Source organism: Klebsiella sp. GW_Kp181, from assembly GCF_040062315.1.
Lineage (GTDB): Bacteria > Pseudomonadota > Gammaproteobacteria > Enterobacterales > Enterobacteriaceae > Klebsiella > Klebsiella oxytoca.
This window is the reverse complement of the sequence record NZ_JBEAFR010000084.1, coordinates 85,977-100,456: the sequence shown is the minus strand read 5'-3', so window position 1 is coordinate 100,456 and position 14,480 is coordinate 85,977. Positions and strand designations below refer to the sequence as shown.

16 protein-coding genes and 3 tRNA genes are annotated in these 14,480 nt (G+C 51.9%); 12 read left to right on the top strand and 7 right to left on the bottom strand.

The annotated features are described in order from the left end of the window. Window positions 1–89 precede the first annotated feature (89 nt). The 4 genes from pobA (at window position 90) to bglJ (ending at window position 3,809) form a co-directional block, all read left to right on the top strand. Window positions 90–1,274 carry a 4-hydroxybenzoate 3-monooxygenase gene (gene pobA / locus ABLV11_RS24705; protein WP_016809293.1) on the top strand — a complete coding sequence of 395 codons (1,185 nt, stop codon included), beginning with the start codon at window positions 90–92 and terminating at the stop codon, window positions 1,272–1,274. A 23-nt stretch (window positions 1,275–1,297) separates the two neighbouring features. Continuing rightward, window positions 1,298–2,167 (top strand): helix-turn-helix domain-containing protein, encoded by an 870-nt coding sequence (locus ABLV11_RS24700; RefSeq protein ID WP_126488391.1) that lies wholly within the window; start codon window positions 1,298–1,300, stop codon window positions 2,165–2,167. 278 nt (window positions 2,168–2,445) lie between these two features. Continuing rightward, window positions 2,446–3,168, top strand: coding sequence for a LuxR C-terminal-related transcriptional regulator (locus ABLV11_RS24695; RefSeq protein WP_126488393.1), 723 nt, complete (start codon window positions 2,446–2,448; stop codon window positions 3,166–3,168). Then, window positions 3,129–3,809, top strand: coding sequence for a DNA-binding transcriptional activator BglJ (bglJ, locus tag ABLV11_RS24690; RefSeq protein WP_126488395.1), 681 nt, complete (start codon window positions 3,129–3,131; stop codon window positions 3,807–3,809). Before ABLV11_RS24695 ends, bglJ begins: the two co-directional genes overlap by 40 nt. 13 nt (window positions 3,810–3,822) lie before the next feature. On the opposite strand, the gene ABLV11_RS24685 is transcribed toward bglJ, so the two are convergent. Then, complete coding sequence (locus ABLV11_RS24685) at window positions 3,823–4,281, bottom strand: YbaK/EbsC family protein (protein WP_004108482.1); 459 nt, start codon at window positions 4,279–4,281, stop codon at window positions 3,823–3,825. Between the two features lie 341 nt (window positions 4,282–4,622). Here ABLV11_RS24685 and ABLV11_RS24680 point away from each other — a divergent pair, with 341 nt between their 5' ends. Continuing rightward, entirely contained in the window at window positions 4,623–5,966 is a 1,344-nt protein-coding gene (locus ABLV11_RS24680) for a PTS cellobiose transporter subunit IIC (RefSeq protein ID WP_004108481.1), read from the top strand. Window positions 5,967–6,008: 42 nt separating this feature from the next. Here ABLV11_RS24680 and fhuF read toward each other — a convergent pair whose 3' ends face one another. Continuing rightward, window positions 6,009–6,797 carry a siderophore-iron reductase FhuF gene (gene fhuF, locus ABLV11_RS24675; RefSeq protein WP_004108480.1) on the bottom strand — a complete coding sequence of 263 codons (789 nt, stop codon included), beginning with the start codon at window positions 6,795–6,797 and terminating at the stop codon, window positions 6,009–6,011. 110 nt (window positions 6,798–6,907) lie between these two features. Further along, window positions 6,908–7,954 carry a GGDEF domain-containing protein gene (locus ABLV11_RS24670; RefSeq protein ID WP_004110370.1) on the bottom strand — a complete coding sequence of 349 codons (1,047 nt, stop codon included), beginning with the start codon at window positions 7,952–7,954 and terminating at the stop codon, window positions 6,908–6,910. 262 nt (window positions 7,955–8,216) lie between these two features. Between ABLV11_RS24670 and ABLV11_RS24665 the strand changes: the two genes are divergently transcribed. Further along, complete coding sequence (locus tag ABLV11_RS24665; RefSeq protein WP_126489681.1) at window positions 8,217–8,456, top strand: DUF1435 domain-containing protein; 240 nt, start codon at window positions 8,217–8,219, stop codon at window positions 8,454–8,456. Window positions 8,457–8,475: 19 nt separating this feature from the next. Here the strand turns inward: ABLV11_RS24665 and ABLV11_RS24660 are convergent. From ABLV11_RS24660 to rsmC, 4 genes are all read right to left on the bottom strand, one after another. Continuing rightward, window positions 8,476–8,562 (bottom strand) — tRNA-Leu (locus ABLV11_RS24660). A 31-nt stretch (window positions 8,563–8,593) separates the two neighbouring features. Then, a tRNA-Leu gene (locus ABLV11_RS24655) sits at window positions 8,594–8,680 on the bottom strand. Between the two features lie 28 nt (window positions 8,681–8,708). Beyond that, window positions 8,709–8,795 (bottom strand) — tRNA-Leu (locus ABLV11_RS24650). Between the two features lie 167 nt (window positions 8,796–8,962). After that, on the bottom strand, window positions 8,963–9,991 hold the full coding sequence (rsmC, locus tag ABLV11_RS24645; protein ID WP_017145043.1) for a 16S rRNA (guanine(1207)-N(2))-methyltransferase RsmC: 1,029 nt from the start codon (window positions 9,989–9,991) through the stop codon (window positions 8,963–8,965). 158 nt (window positions 9,992–10,149) lie between these two features. On the opposite strand from rsmC, the gene ABLV11_RS24640 reads away from it, so the two are divergent. The 6 genes from ABLV11_RS24640 (at window position 10,150) to ABLV11_RS24615 (ending at window position 14,467) form a co-directional block, all read left to right on the top strand. Next, the gene (locus ABLV11_RS24640) at window positions 10,150–10,563 is read left to right on the top strand and encodes a DNA polymerase III subunit psi (RefSeq protein WP_017145042.1); all 414 of its coding nucleotides are present in this window, start codon (window positions 10,150–10,152) and stop codon (window positions 10,561–10,563) included. After that, window positions 10,532–10,978, top strand: a complete 447-nt coding sequence (gene rimI / locus ABLV11_RS24635; RefSeq protein WP_004108475.1) for a ribosomal protein S18-alanine N-acetyltransferase — start codon at window positions 10,532–10,534, stop codon at window positions 10,976–10,978. Before ABLV11_RS24640 ends, rimI begins: the two co-directional genes overlap by 32 nt. A gap of 14 nt (window positions 10,979–10,992) precedes the next feature. Beyond that, entirely contained in the window at window positions 10,993–11,670 is a 678-nt protein-coding gene (gene yjjG / locus ABLV11_RS24630) for a pyrimidine 5'-nucleotidase (protein ID WP_017145041.1), read from the top strand. Window positions 11,671–11,762: 92 nt separating this feature from the next. Next, a complete protein-coding gene (prfC, locus tag ABLV11_RS24625; protein WP_004108474.1) occupies window positions 11,763–13,352 on the top strand; it encodes a peptide chain release factor 3 in 1,590 nt (529 codons plus the stop codon). A 217-nt stretch (window positions 13,353–13,569) separates the two neighbouring features. Beyond that, window positions 13,570–14,181: a molecular chaperone OsmY gene (gene osmY, locus ABLV11_RS24620; protein WP_004108473.1), complete on the top strand. Its 612-nt coding sequence runs from the start codon at window positions 13,570–13,572 to the stop codon at window positions 14,179–14,181. Between the two features lie 124 nt (window positions 14,182–14,305). Continuing rightward, window positions 14,306–14,467 carry a DUF1328 domain-containing protein gene (locus tag ABLV11_RS24615; RefSeq protein ID WP_003856556.1) on the top strand — a complete coding sequence of 54 codons (162 nt, stop codon included), beginning with the start codon at window positions 14,306–14,308 and terminating at the stop codon, window positions 14,465–14,467. Window positions 14,468–14,480: the final 13 nt, after the last annotated feature.

Genomic DNA, 14,480 nt, shown 5'->3' with positions numbered 1-14,480 from the left:
CTTTTTCCCGCCAGACTTATCAAAAATGCAAATTCAAACTTTTAATAAACAAAAAACAAACAAATAATTAACCATGCTGAGGCGATGCTATGAAAACACAGGTGGCGATTATCGGGGCTGGCCCATCCGGACTCCTGCTGGGGCAGTTGTTACATCACGCCGGGATTCAAACCGTCATCCTTGAGCGACAGACTCCTGAGTACGTGCTGGGGAGGATCCGCGCGGGCATTCTGGAAAGCGGAACGGTAGAGCTGCTGCGCGAAGCCGGCGCCGCCCGGCGAATGGAGGCTGAAGGCCTGGTGCATCATGGCGTCGAATTTTTGTTTGAGGGCAAGCGGGTACCGGTTGCGCTGACGGAACTGACGGCGGGCAAAAGCGTGATGGTTTATGGCCAGACTGAAGTGACGCGGGATTTGATGGCCGCGCGGGCGGAATGCGGGGCGGCGACGATTTATGGCGTCAGCGAAGTCACTATTAATGAGGCAAAGAGCGATCGACCATCGGTCTCTTTTATCAGCAATGGCGAACACTGCCGCTTAGAGTGCGACTTTATCGCCGGCTGCGATGGCTTTCACGGCGTGTCCCGTCAAAGTATTCCTCCTGGGGTGCTGAAAGAGTACGAAAGCGTCTGGCCGTTTGGCTGGCTGGGGCTGCTGGCCGATACGCCGCCGGTGAACCCGGAGCTTATTTACGCGCACCACGAACGCGGGTTTGTTCTTTGTAGTCAGCGCTCACTAACTCGGAGCCGTTATTACCTCCAGGTCCCGCTCAGTGAAAAGGTTGAGGCATGGTCTGATGAGCGTTTCTGGAATGAACTCAAACGCCGCCTCCCTGAAGAGCTGTCCAGCAAGTTAGTGACTGGTCACTCACTCGAGAAGAGCATCGCGCCGCTGCGCAGCTATGTGGTGGAGCCGATGCAGTACGGCAGATTGTTTCTGGTGGGGGATGCGGCGCATATCGTACCGCCTACCGGGGCAAAAGGATTGAATCTCGCGGCGTCCGATGTGAACTATTTATGGCGCATCCTCCGTGAATATTATCACCATGGTCGCGTTGACCTGCTGGCGAGCTACTCTCGTTTTGCGCTGGATAGGGTATGGAAAGGCGAAAGATTCAGCTGGTTTATGACCCGTCTGCTGCATGATTTCCCGCAACAAAGCGAGTTCGATAGAAAAATGCAGGCGGCGGATCGGCGTTATTATCTTGGCTCACGCGCCGGATTAACCACGATCGCTGAAAACTATGTCGGTTTGCCGATGGAGCGAGTGGCATAAAGAGAAACCGTTCAGGAGTCCCGATGCAGGCAGTGAGTAGCATTCCCGTTTTCAAACTGTATGGCGAAGAGCAGGGCTGGCCGACGCCCGATCTGCTGCACTGCGAGTCGATACTCCAGCGAAGCCATCTTTATGAATGGCATATCCGCCTGCATCAGCACGCAGAGCTGGTGCAGTTGCTATATCTGCATAAAGGGGAGGCGGAAATTGAAATCGAAGGTACGACGACCGTGATGAGGGAGTCCTGTATTCAGATCGTTCCGGCGCTGTGTATTCATGGTTTTCGTTTTTCCCCGGGTACGGAAGGCTACGTCTTGTCGCTGGCGCTGCCGCTGCTCGGAAGTCTCGAAAGTCAGTTTGCCAGTCAGTTGGATGTACTCGGCCAGCCGCGATGCGTGCCGGTGAAGGCGTCGCGGGGCCATATTCGGGCGCTGTTCACCGCTTTGCGCGAAGAGTATCGCGAAGAGTATGACGCGCGTGAAATGATGCTGCATTCCCTGCTGGGGGCGCTGCTAGTGTGGTTGAACCGGCAGCATCGTCCGCAGCCGATAACGGCAGACAAAGCTGAGCGCAAGCGTAGCGTTATGCGTCATTTTTCTCGACTAATAGAAAGTCATTATCGCGAACATATGCCCTTAGCCGCTTATGCAAAGCTGGCGGGCGTTTCTGCAACGCATCTGAATTATTTGTGCCATGAATTCTACGGCTGCAGCGCGCTGGGAGTATTACATCAAAGATTGATGCTTGAGGCGCGTCGCAATCTGCAATACACCAGCATGACGATTGCACAACTTTCTGATTATTTAGGATTTACTGATGCAGCCTATTTTTCTCGTTTCTTTCGTCGTTATAACGGCGAATCTCCTAAAGCATTTAGGAACAAAATAAAATGAAAAAAGATTTATTAAATATATCTTAAGTTAGCGTATCTAACGAAGCTTTTAATCATTTCTAATTTATTGCTGACAACTACCTGTGTTAATGTTAATCATTGGCGGGGATAACAGCAATATGTTACTCCCTATAATATAAATTGGCTTTAGAGCGCGGTACCGCGTGTTCGCCAGGGACGATAAAGATTCATTTTGGCAAAATAATATGATGGCTATTAAGTTATTCATCCAATTGTTTTTCTGCCGGTCGTGAATCTTCGACAGGAAGCGGAGGGTTTATGTTACCAGGACAGGGTAAGTTCGGCATTATTATCAGCAGAATACCGGTTATGCAGTCCGGCTTGAAGGCCATTGTTGGGGAGCATCTACCCGATTATGAATTGAGTTTTTGCCGTTCTCAGGATGAGCTCACTCTTCTGCAACTGCGGCGCGCAGTACTGGTTATTGCAGATTTATCCGGCGAAATAGAGAATCCAAGAAATATTTGTGAACACTACTACTCCTTAATGACGCAATACAGGGATATACACTGGGTCTTTATGGTAGGAAGCGCCTGTTTCCCATTAGCGGTTGAATTATTAATGCGGCCTGAAAGCACATTAATTTCAGACAGCGAGCCGGTAAAACGTCTCATCGAGGTGGTTCGCGCGGGTGGGCTTGCCGCCGAGCGAATCAGCCAGACATTGTTCTCTCCTGAAGTGGAACACATCGGTGAAGAACAGCAAAAAATGGTCATTCTGACGCTCTCTGAGCGAAAAGTGTTACGGCTTCTTGCTAAAGGATGGGGAATTAATCAAATTGCTGCTTTATTGAAGAAGAGCAATAAAACCATAAGTGCGCAGAAAAATAGTGCTATGCGCCGCTTGGCTTTGCGTAGCAATGCAGAGATGTATGCCTGGATTAATAGTGCACAGGGAATGAAGGAGCTGAATATTTATTCAGCCTATGGAGAGCAAACTGAATGGAAAAAGACCTCACAGCACGATATGTCGCTATCGTAGAGAAATGTGCGATGACGGAAGTGGCCCTTCGCTACATTTTAATTAATGAAAGTGGTAAGAATTATCGCATTCAATTCTTTAAAGATACTCAGGCATTAAAGCGGGAGTTCCAGTCTAAAGATTTTTCGGCGATTATTTTTTCTCTTTCAGGTAACCGCCGATCCCGGCTTGAAAGCTTACTCTTTCTTCATGAGATTGCACGCTACTGCCCTGAAATGCAAAGAATTGTCTTAGCCAATGATGAGGCTGAAATGCGTCTGGTTAGCCATCTGACGCCTTCACGCCTGCACGGCATTTTGAATAAATCAGCCTGTCGGCTACAGCTGCAGGAACATCTGCTGCAGCTTCTCGAACGCAGCGGTCCGCCAAATGAAAGCTCGCTAAACCAAAAGCAGGGCATGTGTAGTCAAATTTTGAGCCCGACGGAACATACCATCCTGCGCTATATGTCTTATGGCTATTCGTTGCCTGAGATTGCGACACAGCTGGAGCGCAATATTAAAACGATTCGAGCGCATAAATTTAATGCCATGACCAAGCTGGGCGTCAGTTCTGATATGGGACTACTGAGCGCGGCTGATATATTAATGCGCTTATCGGCAAACAATGATGATGCCAGGGTAATGCGCCTTGCCCAGTAGTGCTAATTGTCTATTAAAGACAAACGTCAATCCATGTAGCATCCGTCAGCTGCGCCATTCGCTCGGGTGAAATGCGAACGGCGCTATGTATTGAACCTGCTGCTGGAAGCACTTCCGGATACTGTCTTAATGAAATATCGCAATACACTGCCAGCGGAACTTCCAGGCCAAAAGGGCAAACGCCGCCAATGGGGTGTCCGGTTAACGTAATGACCTCATCGCTACTCAGCATGCGCGCTTTAGCGCCGAATGCTTCCTTGAGTTTTTTATTATCCAGGCGTGCATCGCCTTTTGCGACAACAAGTACGACCCTTTCCTTTATTTTTAAAGAGAGGGTTTTTGCTATTTGTCCGGGTTCAACGTTATGCGCCGCCGCGGCTAACGCTACCGTGGCCGTACTCTGATTAAGTTCGATGATTTCGATATCGGGGGCGCGGTCAGCAAAAAACTGCCGCACGGACTGCAGACTCATTGGAATCTCCTGATTAAGGCTTGTTAAAAATCTGTCACAAGCTTCGCAAAGTGTAAATATTCCTGATAGATAATCAAGAATCTTTCCAATTTCTGGATCTTCTTCACATTCGCCGCAACCGGTTACTGTAACCGGTTGCGGTTATTCATTTAGATATGAATACTGACAAGGTAACTTCCCTGCTTCACCTATAACAAAAGAGCCGTGGATGAATCGAAAAGTCTTGAGCTGTAGAGGCGGTAGCTTATCCAAACGGATGGGTTCTTCGCAGAAGCGCATTCATCACAACGGCAAAATAATCGTTGTTGGGCCTGTTCATCTAGCCTGTCAGGAGGGCTGCCATGTCTGCTAACCATGCTGCATTTAATCTGATATTTCGCTTTGTAGAGAATTACATCAGCCCTGTCGCCGGACGCATCTCGTCCCAGCGTCACGTGATGGCTATTCGTGATGGTTTCATCTCCGCGATGCCGTTTATGATTGTTGGTTCATTTCTTCTGGTATTTGCTTACCCGCCGTTTTCGCCGGATACCACCTGGGGATTTGCTCGCGCCTGGCTGGATCTGGCAAAAGAGTTTGAAGGACGTATTCTGACGCCGTTCGATATGACGATGGGCATCATGTCTATCTACATCTGCGCCGCGATCGCCTATAACCTCGGAAAGCATTACGAAAAAAGCAATCAGCTCGATCCCTTCATGTGCGCCATGCTGTCGATTATGGCCTTTCTGCTGGTGGCGGCGCCAAAAACGAACGGTAACCTGCCGGTAGATAGCCTGGGCGGAACGGGGATTTTTACCGCGATTCTGGTTGCCGTTTACTGCGTTGAGATGATGCGCTTTCTTAAAGCACATAATATTGGTATTCGCCTGCCGGATCAGGTGCCGCCGATGATCAAAAACTCTTTTGATCTGTTGATCCCGGTACTGGTGGTCGTCCTGACGCTTTATCCTTTGAGTCTGCTTATCCAGCATCATTTCGATATGCTGATCCCCCAGGCCATTATGGCTATTTTTAAACCGCTGGTTTCCGCAGCGGATTCGCTGCCGGCGATTTTATTGGCGGTACTGGTGGGGCACCTGCTATGGTTTGCGGGGATCCACGGTGCCGCTATTGTTTCCGGTATGCTGCAGATGTTCTGGCTGACTAACCTTGGAATGAACCAGCAGGCTCTGGCTCAGGGGGCTCCGCTGCCGCATATTTTTATGGAGGCGTTCTGGACATTCTTCATTGTAATTGGCGGTTCCGGGGCGACGATGGGGTTAGTATTCTGCTATTTGCGTAGCCGCTCGGCGCATCTGCGTTCAATTGGTCGTCTTAGCGTGGTGCCAAGCCTTTTCAATATCAACGAACCGGTTATCTTTGGCACCCCTATCGTGATGAACCCGGTGTTCTTTATTCCCTTTCTGCTGGCGCCGATGGTTAACGCCGTACTGGCGTGGGCGGCAATGAAGCTGGATCTTATCGGCCGGGTGATTTCGGTTGTTCCGTGGACGGCTCCGGCGCCGATCGGCGGCGCGTGGGCGCTGGGATGGGATTTCCGGGCGGCGATTCTGGTCGTCGTTCTCGCCTGCGTTTCCGCGATTATCTACTTCCCGTTCTTCAAGGTGTATGAGAAACAGCTGCTGGCGCAGGAGGCCGAAGAGGCACAGCGCATGGCGGAAGAGAGTCAACAAACGGCATAAAAAAACGGGCGGCTATTTTAGCCGCCCGTTTTTAACAATTGTTTATTTCAACGTGCAGTCCCCGCACTGCTGAACATCCGGCAGGCGATAGCGCTGGCAGCAGGTTCGACGGACGAGCTGCCCTTCCCGCAAAACGACCGTACGCCAGAGCGGATTATCCTGGCCATCAGAAAACTGTTTTTCGAAGAAGCAGTGCTGACGCAGAGCGGCAATTTTTTCATCTCCGAGCAGGGTTTTCATTTCACCCAGATACCAGTTGATCAGGTAACCCGTATTGCTCCAGATAAGTTTGCCATTGATATCACCCGTGGCTTCAAGCGCCTGAACGACAGGTTGGAGAGCCGTAGCGATCAGCTTTTCCATCCTTGATTGCGCAGATTGTTCCGGCGAGGCGCCCGCCGAATGTACCTCAATCCAGAAACGGGCCGCACGGCCGGTTTCGTGAAACTCGACGCGAAAATGCTCCGGCGCCAGGCTAAGGGCGCGCTCTTCACTCAACAGCGCCAGCATTAATGGCGGAACCAGCAAACCGATGTACCACTGTGCCCACAGGGAAAGCAGCGGTTTCTGCTCACGGGGTTTCCCCGGCTGGTTACGATAAATATGGTCGGACCAGGTCGCCAACAGGGAACTTAGCATTGCGGGCTGCGACCACTCTGTAAGCGTCAGCGCATGATGGGGGGCTTCTTCATTTAGTCTCAGAAAATCAAGCAGATGGGGACGTAGCGCAGCGATCTTGTCATGTAATGCATTCGCCAGTTCGCGCTCAGCCGAAGGCAGCGGGGCCCGCCAGATGAGGTCATTATTGAATGCAAGTGAACGGTAAGCCATTGCGCGCCAGATACAAATCTAAATGATAATGATTTCCGATGTTAATGCCGGGGCGCCAGCTTGGCAAGCGATTTGTCCGCCTGATGACACCCTGCTGCGCGATACAGGGGTTAGCTGGCGAGAATAATGTTTCGCCCCATATTTTTGGCTTCATAGAGCGCGTTATCCGCTCGTTTCAGGGCGCTATCGATATCGGCATCTACGAGCGGCGTCATGCCGATACTAATGGTGACATTGGTCGCGACGCTTTCATTGAACATATGCGGGATTTTCAGATCGTAGACCCGCTGCCTGATTCGCTCCGCGGCCTGAAGGGCGTTTTCCGCACTACTGCTGGTCAAGAGCACCATAAACTCTTCGCCGCCAAAGCGGGCCACAATATCGCGCGAGCGCACGGCGTTACGAATGGCTGCGGAGACCTGAATTAAGGCCTGGTCGCCCATCATATGCCCATAGTGGTCGTTATAGGCTTTGAAATGATCAATATCCAGCAGCAGGACGTAATGCTCGCTACTATCCAAAGAAAGAATGGTGTCCAGACGATTTTGTAAGCCCCGACGGTTATACAAGCCGGTGAGAGGATCCAACATGCTGAGATCGTTAAGGGTATTACGTTCTTTCAACAGTTTATCCATGAGGCCCTGGGTGAAAACATCGCTGCGTTTTTGCATCAGGCTTTGCAGGGCGATCCCTGCAATCGGCAACACAAAGCACCAGGACATGCGCAACCACTGTTCGCCTCCGCCGAGGAACAGGCAGGTCACGTAGGTGGGTAACGAGTGCAACGTAAAGGCAATGATATTGCTGGAAAAAGCAATGGTGCCGATAAATAACACGCTTAATAACGCGATGACCAGGTAGTTAAAATGTGGGGGGCCCATCACCATTGCTTTTAGGGCTACATGCCATGCCCACAGCAGACCAAATATCAGTGAAATAAGCGGAATATTTATTTTGTGCTGGGCGAATTTCCAGTGCCATAGCAGCAGAACCGCGCTGCAGGCCACGATCAAAAAGCAGGGTGGGGTAAATGTAATGACGGTAAAGAGCGGGCTGACCAGCGATAAAAAGGATGAAACCAAATTAAGCAGTAAAAATAGCCGTAAGGAATACTGATATTTCTGTTCGTAATGGGATCGCCAGGATTGTGCAGTCATGTCGGAGTTGTCATTATTAATCGTTAAAATTCAAAGTGATGTGAGGTTGGAATGAATAATAAAAAACAGTGCGTAAAATAAGGTTTTTACGAAATAATCAGACAATTTAATATATAAATTATTTTGTTTAATTTATCACCTTCATGAATGTATGTCATTACCGCAAACGTAAAGAATAAGGATGCGCTATTTTCCCTGGATGACAAATGATAAAAATTATCATATGGTATTGGTTATCATTATCGTTGTGAGAGGCGAAAACATGTTGCAGCGAACTTTAGGGAGTGGATGGGGCGTGTTGATCCCTGGCGTAGTGCTTGCCGCCCTCGGGTTTGCCGATTTGTCGGTAGATGCCTGGCGTGGATTGGTCACTTTGGGAATGCTGATGTCAGCGATGATGATTTGGCACCGGCAGCTACGGCATTTTGTTTTGCTGCCATCATGCGTGGCGCTGATCGGTGGAATAATGCTGATATTGCTGAATTTTAGGCTGATGGGATAAAGCAGAAGGGTAAGAATATTGGTGCGAGGGGGGGGACTTGAACCCCCACGTCCGTAAGGACACTAACACCTGAAGCTAGCGCGTCTACCAATTCCGCCACCTTCGCACAGTATTCTTAATTTTTGATATCGCCTCGTTGGTGCGAGGGGGGGGACTTGAACCCCCACGTCCGTAAGAACACTAACACCTGAAGCTAGCGCGTCTACCAATTCCGCCACCTTCGCCCAGTGCGAGCAATATCAACGTGGATTATGGTGCGAGGGGGGGGACTTGAACCCCCACGTCCGTAAGGACACTAACACCTGAAGCTAGCGCGTCTACCAATTCCGCCACCTTCGCATACCATCGACACTATAAAAGTATCGTTACCACGGAGGCGCATTCTAGTGGTTTTCAGCTATTCGTCAATAGTTAATTGTATCAGTTGGATTGATTGTTGCAAAAATGGGCGGCTGAGAGGGTAAAGTTCGGCGACGAGCGTCTGCTGTCGCCGAAAAAACGCGGAACTATTTCCTGGCCTGACGCGTCATCACCGTCCGGTAAACCTTAAAGCGGCCCGTCTGGGCAATCACTTCATGGAAGCCGAAGATCTCATCCAGCACATTCGGATAGGGCAAGAAGGCGTTGGCGACGATGCGTAGCTCTCCGCCGCTGTTCAAATGCCGAACGGCGCCGCGAATCAGGGTCTGAGCGGCTTCCAGGCTGGTCTGCAGACCATCGTGGAAAGGCGGATTGGAGATAATCATATCGAAGCGGCCGTTCACTTCAGAAAATACATTGCTGGCGAATACTTCCCCTTCGATACCGTTAGCGGCGAGCGTGGCGCGGCTGGCTTCAACTGCCGGGGCGCTGACGTCGCATAAGGATAAGCGGACTTTAGGCGAGTGGCTGGCCAGCACGGTTGCCAGCACGCCGGCGCCGCAGCCGACGTCCAATATTTTACCTTTGGTGTGCGGCGTCAGGGTTGAAAGCAGCAGCTGGCTACCAATATCCAGGCCATCGCGGCTGAAGACGCCCGGCAGCGTTTTAATCGTCAGATTTTCCAGCGGATACTCGCCCCAGAACTGCTCGGGATCGAAGGCCGGCTGTTTTTCCAGACGACCGTGATAGAGACCACAGCGGCGCGCGCTGTCGACTTTAGTCAGCGGCGCATATTCCGCCAGCATCTGCTCGGCGCTGCGCACGCCGCTGCGGTTTTCGCCAACCACGAAAATATCAATACCGACCGGCATCAGGGAAAGCAGATTCATCAGCTGAAACTGAGCTTCGGGTTTGTTTTTTGGCCAGTAGTAGATCAGCGTATCGCAATCGGCAACATCGCTGGCTTCCGCGACCAGGCTAAAACGGGCGTTTTCAGCCATCTGGCGGCTCAGTACCTGCCAGTGGTGAAACTGCTGGGTATGGGCGCGGCTGGCAGCCGTATCCAGACGAGCGGGCAGGTCATCCTGCAGGTCACCGGCAAACAGAACGCGGGCGGACTCGAAATCATCACTGTGGCGCAGCAAGACTTCACTTGCCGGGGTAAAAGCGGACATGAAACACTCCTTCATTAAGACTGGCGCCGATTATACACGTTATCTTTCAGCCTGCCTCTTTGTTGGCGGCGGGATGCGCGCCGGCCGCCGCGTAGTTTGTTGGCGCAAATACGACGTATTTGCTATATTGCGCGCTTAATTAACAGGAGTGTTTCGCTATGACATCCCGACGAGACTGGCAATTACAGCAGCTGGGTATTACCCAGTGGTCGCTGCGTCGTCCTGGGGCGTTACAGGGTGAAATCGCTATCTCGCTTCCTGGACACATTCGTCTGGTGATGGTGGCGGAAGAACCGCCATCGCTGACCGAACCGCTTATCCGCGATATTCTGCGCACGCTGTCCCTGACGCCGGAGCAGGTAATGCAGTTGACGCCTGAGCGCGTGGCGATGTTGCCTCAGGACGCACGCTGTAATAGCTGGCGGCTGGGTACGGACACGCCGCTGATGCTGGCGGGCGCGCAGCTATCCACGCCCGCTTTCGATGAACTTCAGACCAGTACGCCTGCTCGCATGGCGCTCTGGCAACAGATCTGCTCACATGAACACGATTTCTACCCTCAACGCGGCTGATTTGCCACGGGCCTGGCAAATTGAAACGCGCGCCCACGCTTTCCCCTGGAGCGAGCAGACGTTTGCCAGCAATCAGGGCGATCGCTATCTGAATCTTCAGCTGTCCGTAGACGGGGAGATGGCGGCCTTTGCTATTACGCAAATCGTGCTCGACGAGGCGACGCTGTTTAATATCGCCGTCGATCCCGCTTTTCAGCGTCGTGGTCTGGGCAGAGCGCTGCTGGAGCAGGTGATTGATGAAGTAGAAAAACGCGGCGTCGTCACGCTGTGGCTGGAGGTGCGCGCGTCTAACGTCGCCGCCATCGCGCTCTATGAAAGCTTAGGCTTTAACGAGGCGACGATTCGCCGCAACTATTACCCCACGGTCGACGGACGTGAGGACGCCATTATTATGGCACTGCCAATCAGTATGTAAGACAAGGTGATACGATGAAGTGGGACTGGATTTTCTTTGATGCCGATGAAACGTTATTTACGTTTGACTCGTTTAGCGGCCTACAGCGGATGTTTCTCGACTATAGCGTGACCTTCTCCGCAGAGGATTTTCAGGACTACCAGGCCGTGAATAAGCCGCTGTGGGTGGATTATCAGAACGGCGCTATCACTTCTCTTCAACTGCAGCATCAGCGCTTTGACGGTTGGGCGGAGCGCCTGAACGTCCCTCCTGGTGAGCTGAACGCCGCGTTTATGAACGCGATGGCGGAGATCTGCTCGCCGCTGCCGGGCGCGGTGTCGCTGCTGGATTCGCTGCAGGGTAAGGTGAAAATGGGCATCATCACCAACGGTTTTACCTCGCTACAGCAGACGCGTCTTGAACGTACCGGGTTACGCGATCATTTTGATTTACTGATTATTTCCGAAGAGGTTGGGGTCGCTAAACCGGATACGCGCATCTTTGATTATGCCCTGGCGCAGGCGGGTAACCCCGATCGTTCACGGGTGCTGATGGTGGGTGATACGGCGGAATCTGATATTCGCGGCGGCGTGAATGCCGGCCTGGCCACCTGCTGGTTTAACCCTCATCAACGCGAGCTGCCTGCCGACCTCCGCGCGGACTGGACGGTCACCTCTTTAAGCGAACTGGAGCAACTCCTGTGTAAACACTGATTGCCTCCCCCCCATTGATGGGTAAAATAGCCGCAATTTTTTCGTATTCAACATGCGCGGCGCATTGCCGCGTTTACTAAGAAGATTGAATTATGACGTTGTCTCCTTATTTGCAGGAGGTGGCCAAGCGCCGCACTTTTGCCATTATTTCTCACCCGGATGCCGGTAAAACGACCATTACTGAAAAGGTGCTGTTATTCGGACAGGCTATCCAGACCGCCGGTACGGTAAAAGGCCGCGGCTCCAGTCAGCATGCGAAGTCTGACTGGATGGAAATGGAAAAGCAGCGCGGTATCTCCATTACCACTTCCGTAATGCAGTTCCCGTATCACGACTGTCTGGTCAATCTGCTGGATACTCCGGGGCACGAAGACTTCTCCGAAGATACCTATCGTACGCTGACGGCGGTGGACTGCTGTCTGATGGTTATCGATGCCGCGAAAGGCGTTGAGGATCGTACCCGTAAGCTGATGGAAGTCACCCGTCTGCGCGATACGCCGATCCTGACGTTTATGAACAAACTTGACCGTGACATCCGCGACCCGATGGAGCTGCTGGATGAAGTGGAAAACGAGCTGAAAATCGGCTGCGCGCCGATCACCTGGCCCATTGGCTGCGGCAAGCTGTTCAAGGGCGTTTACCACCTCTATAAAGATGAAACCTATCTCTACCAGACCGGTAAAGGTCACACTATCCAAGAAGTGCGCATCGTTAAAGGGTTAAATAACCCGGATCTGGACGCGGCGGTGGGCGAAGACCTGGCGCAGCAGCTGCGCGACGAGCTGGAGCTGGTGCAGGGCGCGTCTAACGAATTCGATAAAGATCTGTTCCTGGCGGGCGAAATTACGCCGGTATTCTTCGGAACCGCGCTGGGTAACTTCGGCGTTGACCATATGCTGGACGGTTTAGTGGAGTGGGCGCCTGCGCCGATGCCGCGTAAAACCGATACCCGCACCGTGGAAGCCTCGGAAGAGAAGTTCACCGGCTTTGTCTTTAAAATTCAGGCCAACATGGACCCGAAACACCGCGACCGCGTGGCCTTTATGCGCGTGGTTTCCGGTAAGTACGAGAAGGGCATGAAGATGCGCCAGGTGCGTATCGGCAAGGATGTGGTGATCTCCGACGCGCTGACCTTCATGGCCGGCGACCGTTCGCATGTGGAAGAAGCGTATCCGGGCGATATCCTGGGTCTGCATAACCACGGCACCATCCAGATTGGCGATACCTTCACCCAGGGTGAAATGATGAAGTTCACCGGTATCCCGAACTTCGCCCCGGAACTGTTCCGCCGCATTCGCCTGAAAGATCCGCTCAAGCAGAAACAGCTGCTGAAGGGTCTGGTTCAGCTTTCTGAAGAAGGCGCGGTGCAGGTGTTCCGTCCGATCGCCAATAACGATCTGATCGTCGGCGCGGTGGGGGTACTGCAGTTTGACGTCGTCGTCGCTCGCCTGAAGAGCGAATACAACGTTGAGGCGATCTACGAGTCGGTCAACGTCGCCACCGCCCGCTGGGTGGAATGCAGCGACGCGAAGAAATTCGAAGAGTTTAAGCGTAAGAACGAAATTCAGCTGGCGCTCGATGGCGGCGATAATCTGACCTACATCGCCCCGACCATGGTTAACCTGAACCTGACGCAGGAGCGTTATCCTGACGTCCAGTTCCGCAAAACTCGCGAGCATTAATCCTCTCCGGAGCGCGGTTTTCGCCGCGCTCCACGTCGTTTTTCTTTCAGAAGCCCCTATCTGGAAAGTTCTTAATTCTTACCGTTTTGCCTGCTTTTTTACCCGTTCATGCCGCACTCTTCCGTGTATCTACTACATTTAATAAGTAATTTTTGGAATCCTGGCTTAATAGACTACTTATTTTGCTTTACCTGCTTAGATATAACGAGGAACGACGATGACAAGACTTAAGAGCGGCAAGACACTCCTGGCCCTCTTCCTGGGCTCAGCAATAATCAGCGCTTCGGCGTATGCAGAAAACTCGACCGTAGACAGCGCAAAATCTGCAGCCAGCAATGCCGGTCAAGCCGTTGATAATTCGATGAACAAAGTCGGAAACTTTATGGACGACAGCACCATCACCGCCAGGGTGAAAGCGGCGCTGATCGATCATAAGGATATTCGCAGCACCGATATCTCGGTGAAAACGGAAAATAAAGTCGTCACGTTAAGCGGTACAGTTGATAGTTCAGAGCAGCATAAACAAGCGCTTAGCGTAGCTAAAGCCGTTGAAGGCGTGAGCTCGGTAAACGACAAGCTTAGCGTGCAGAACGAAAAATCAGCGTCGCTGAAGGGCTACGCGGGCGATACCGCGGTGACCAGCGAGATCAAAGCTAAATTACTGGCTGACGATATCGTCCCGTCGCGTAACGTGAAAGTTGAGACCACCGATGGCGTCGTACATTTATCCGGCACGGTCGAGTCCAGCAAGCAGTCGGAACGTGCGGAAGGCATTGCTAAAGCCGTTTCCGGCGTCAAAAGCGTGAAGAACGATCTTAGCGTTAAATAAATCCATTCATTAAAAGAATTTATTCTGCGGTCTTTCCGCAGGATGTGTAGCACCACAGGGTTGTGTATGCGCGGCCTGAGTGCGCAGAAAATCGACCGTCATTAACTATGGTAAGGAGAGACGTATGTTTAGATGGGGCATTATTTTTCTGGTGATCGCTTTAATTGCCGCCGCTCTGGGTTTTGGTGGCCTGGCAGGTACCGCTGCCTGGGCTGCTAAAATTGTCTTTGTTGTCGGTATTATTCTGTTCCTGGTCAGCCTGTTCACCGGCCGTCGACGTCCCTAGACGTTAATCAGTG

Bases quoted from the DNA above. Each gene is read 5' to 3' on its own strand.
- pobA (WP_016809293.1), top strand. From the start codon at position 90: ATGAAAACACAGGTGGCGATTATCGGGGCTGGCCCATCCGGACTCCTG.
- ABLV11_RS24700 (WP_126488391.1), top strand. From the start codon at position 1,298: ATGCAGGCAGTGAGTAGCATTCCCGTTTTCAAACTGTATGGCGAAGAG.
- ABLV11_RS24695 (WP_126488393.1), top strand. From the start codon at position 2,446: ATGTTACCAGGACAGGGTAAGTTCGGCATTATTATCAGCAGAATACCG.
- bglJ (WP_126488395.1), top strand. From the start codon at position 3,129: ATGGAAAAAGACCTCACAGCACGATATGTCGCTATCGTAGAGAAATGT.
- ABLV11_RS24685 (WP_004108482.1), bottom strand. From the start codon at position 4,281: ATGAGTCTGCAGTCCGTGCGGCAGTTTTTTGCTGACCGCGCCCCCGAT.
- ABLV11_RS24680 (WP_004108481.1), top strand. From the start codon at position 4,623: ATGTCTGCTAACCATGCTGCATTTAATCTGATATTTCGCTTTGTAGAG.
- fhuF (WP_004108480.1), bottom strand. From the start codon at position 6,797: ATGGCTTACCGTTCACTTGCATTCAATAATGACCTCATCTGGCGGGCC.
- ABLV11_RS24670 (WP_004110370.1), bottom strand. From the start codon at position 7,954: ATGACTGCACAATCCTGGCGATCCCATTACGAACAGAAATATCAGTAT.
- ABLV11_RS24665 (WP_126489681.1), top strand. From the start codon at position 8,217: ATGTTGCAGCGAACTTTAGGGAGTGGATGGGGCGTGTTGATCCCTGGC.
- rsmC (WP_017145043.1), bottom strand. From the start codon at position 9,991: ATGTCCGCTTTTACCCCGGCAAGTGAAGTCTTGCTGCGCCACAGTGAT.
- ABLV11_RS24640 (WP_017145042.1), top strand. From the start codon at position 10,150: ATGACATCCCGACGAGACTGGCAATTACAGCAGCTGGGTATTACCCAG.
- rimI (WP_004108475.1), top strand. From the start codon at position 10,532: ATGAACACGATTTCTACCCTCAACGCGGCTGATTTGCCACGGGCCTGG.
- yjjG (WP_017145041.1), top strand. From the start codon at position 10,993: ATGAAGTGGGACTGGATTTTCTTTGATGCCGATGAAACGTTATTTACG.
- prfC (WP_004108474.1), top strand. From the start codon at position 11,763: ATGACGTTGTCTCCTTATTTGCAGGAGGTGGCCAAGCGCCGCACTTTT.
- osmY (WP_004108473.1), top strand. From the start codon at position 13,570: ATGACAAGACTTAAGAGCGGCAAGACACTCCTGGCCCTCTTCCTGGGC.
- ABLV11_RS24615 (WP_003856556.1), top strand. From the start codon at position 14,306: ATGTTTAGATGGGGCATTATTTTTCTGGTGATCGCTTTAATTGCCGCC.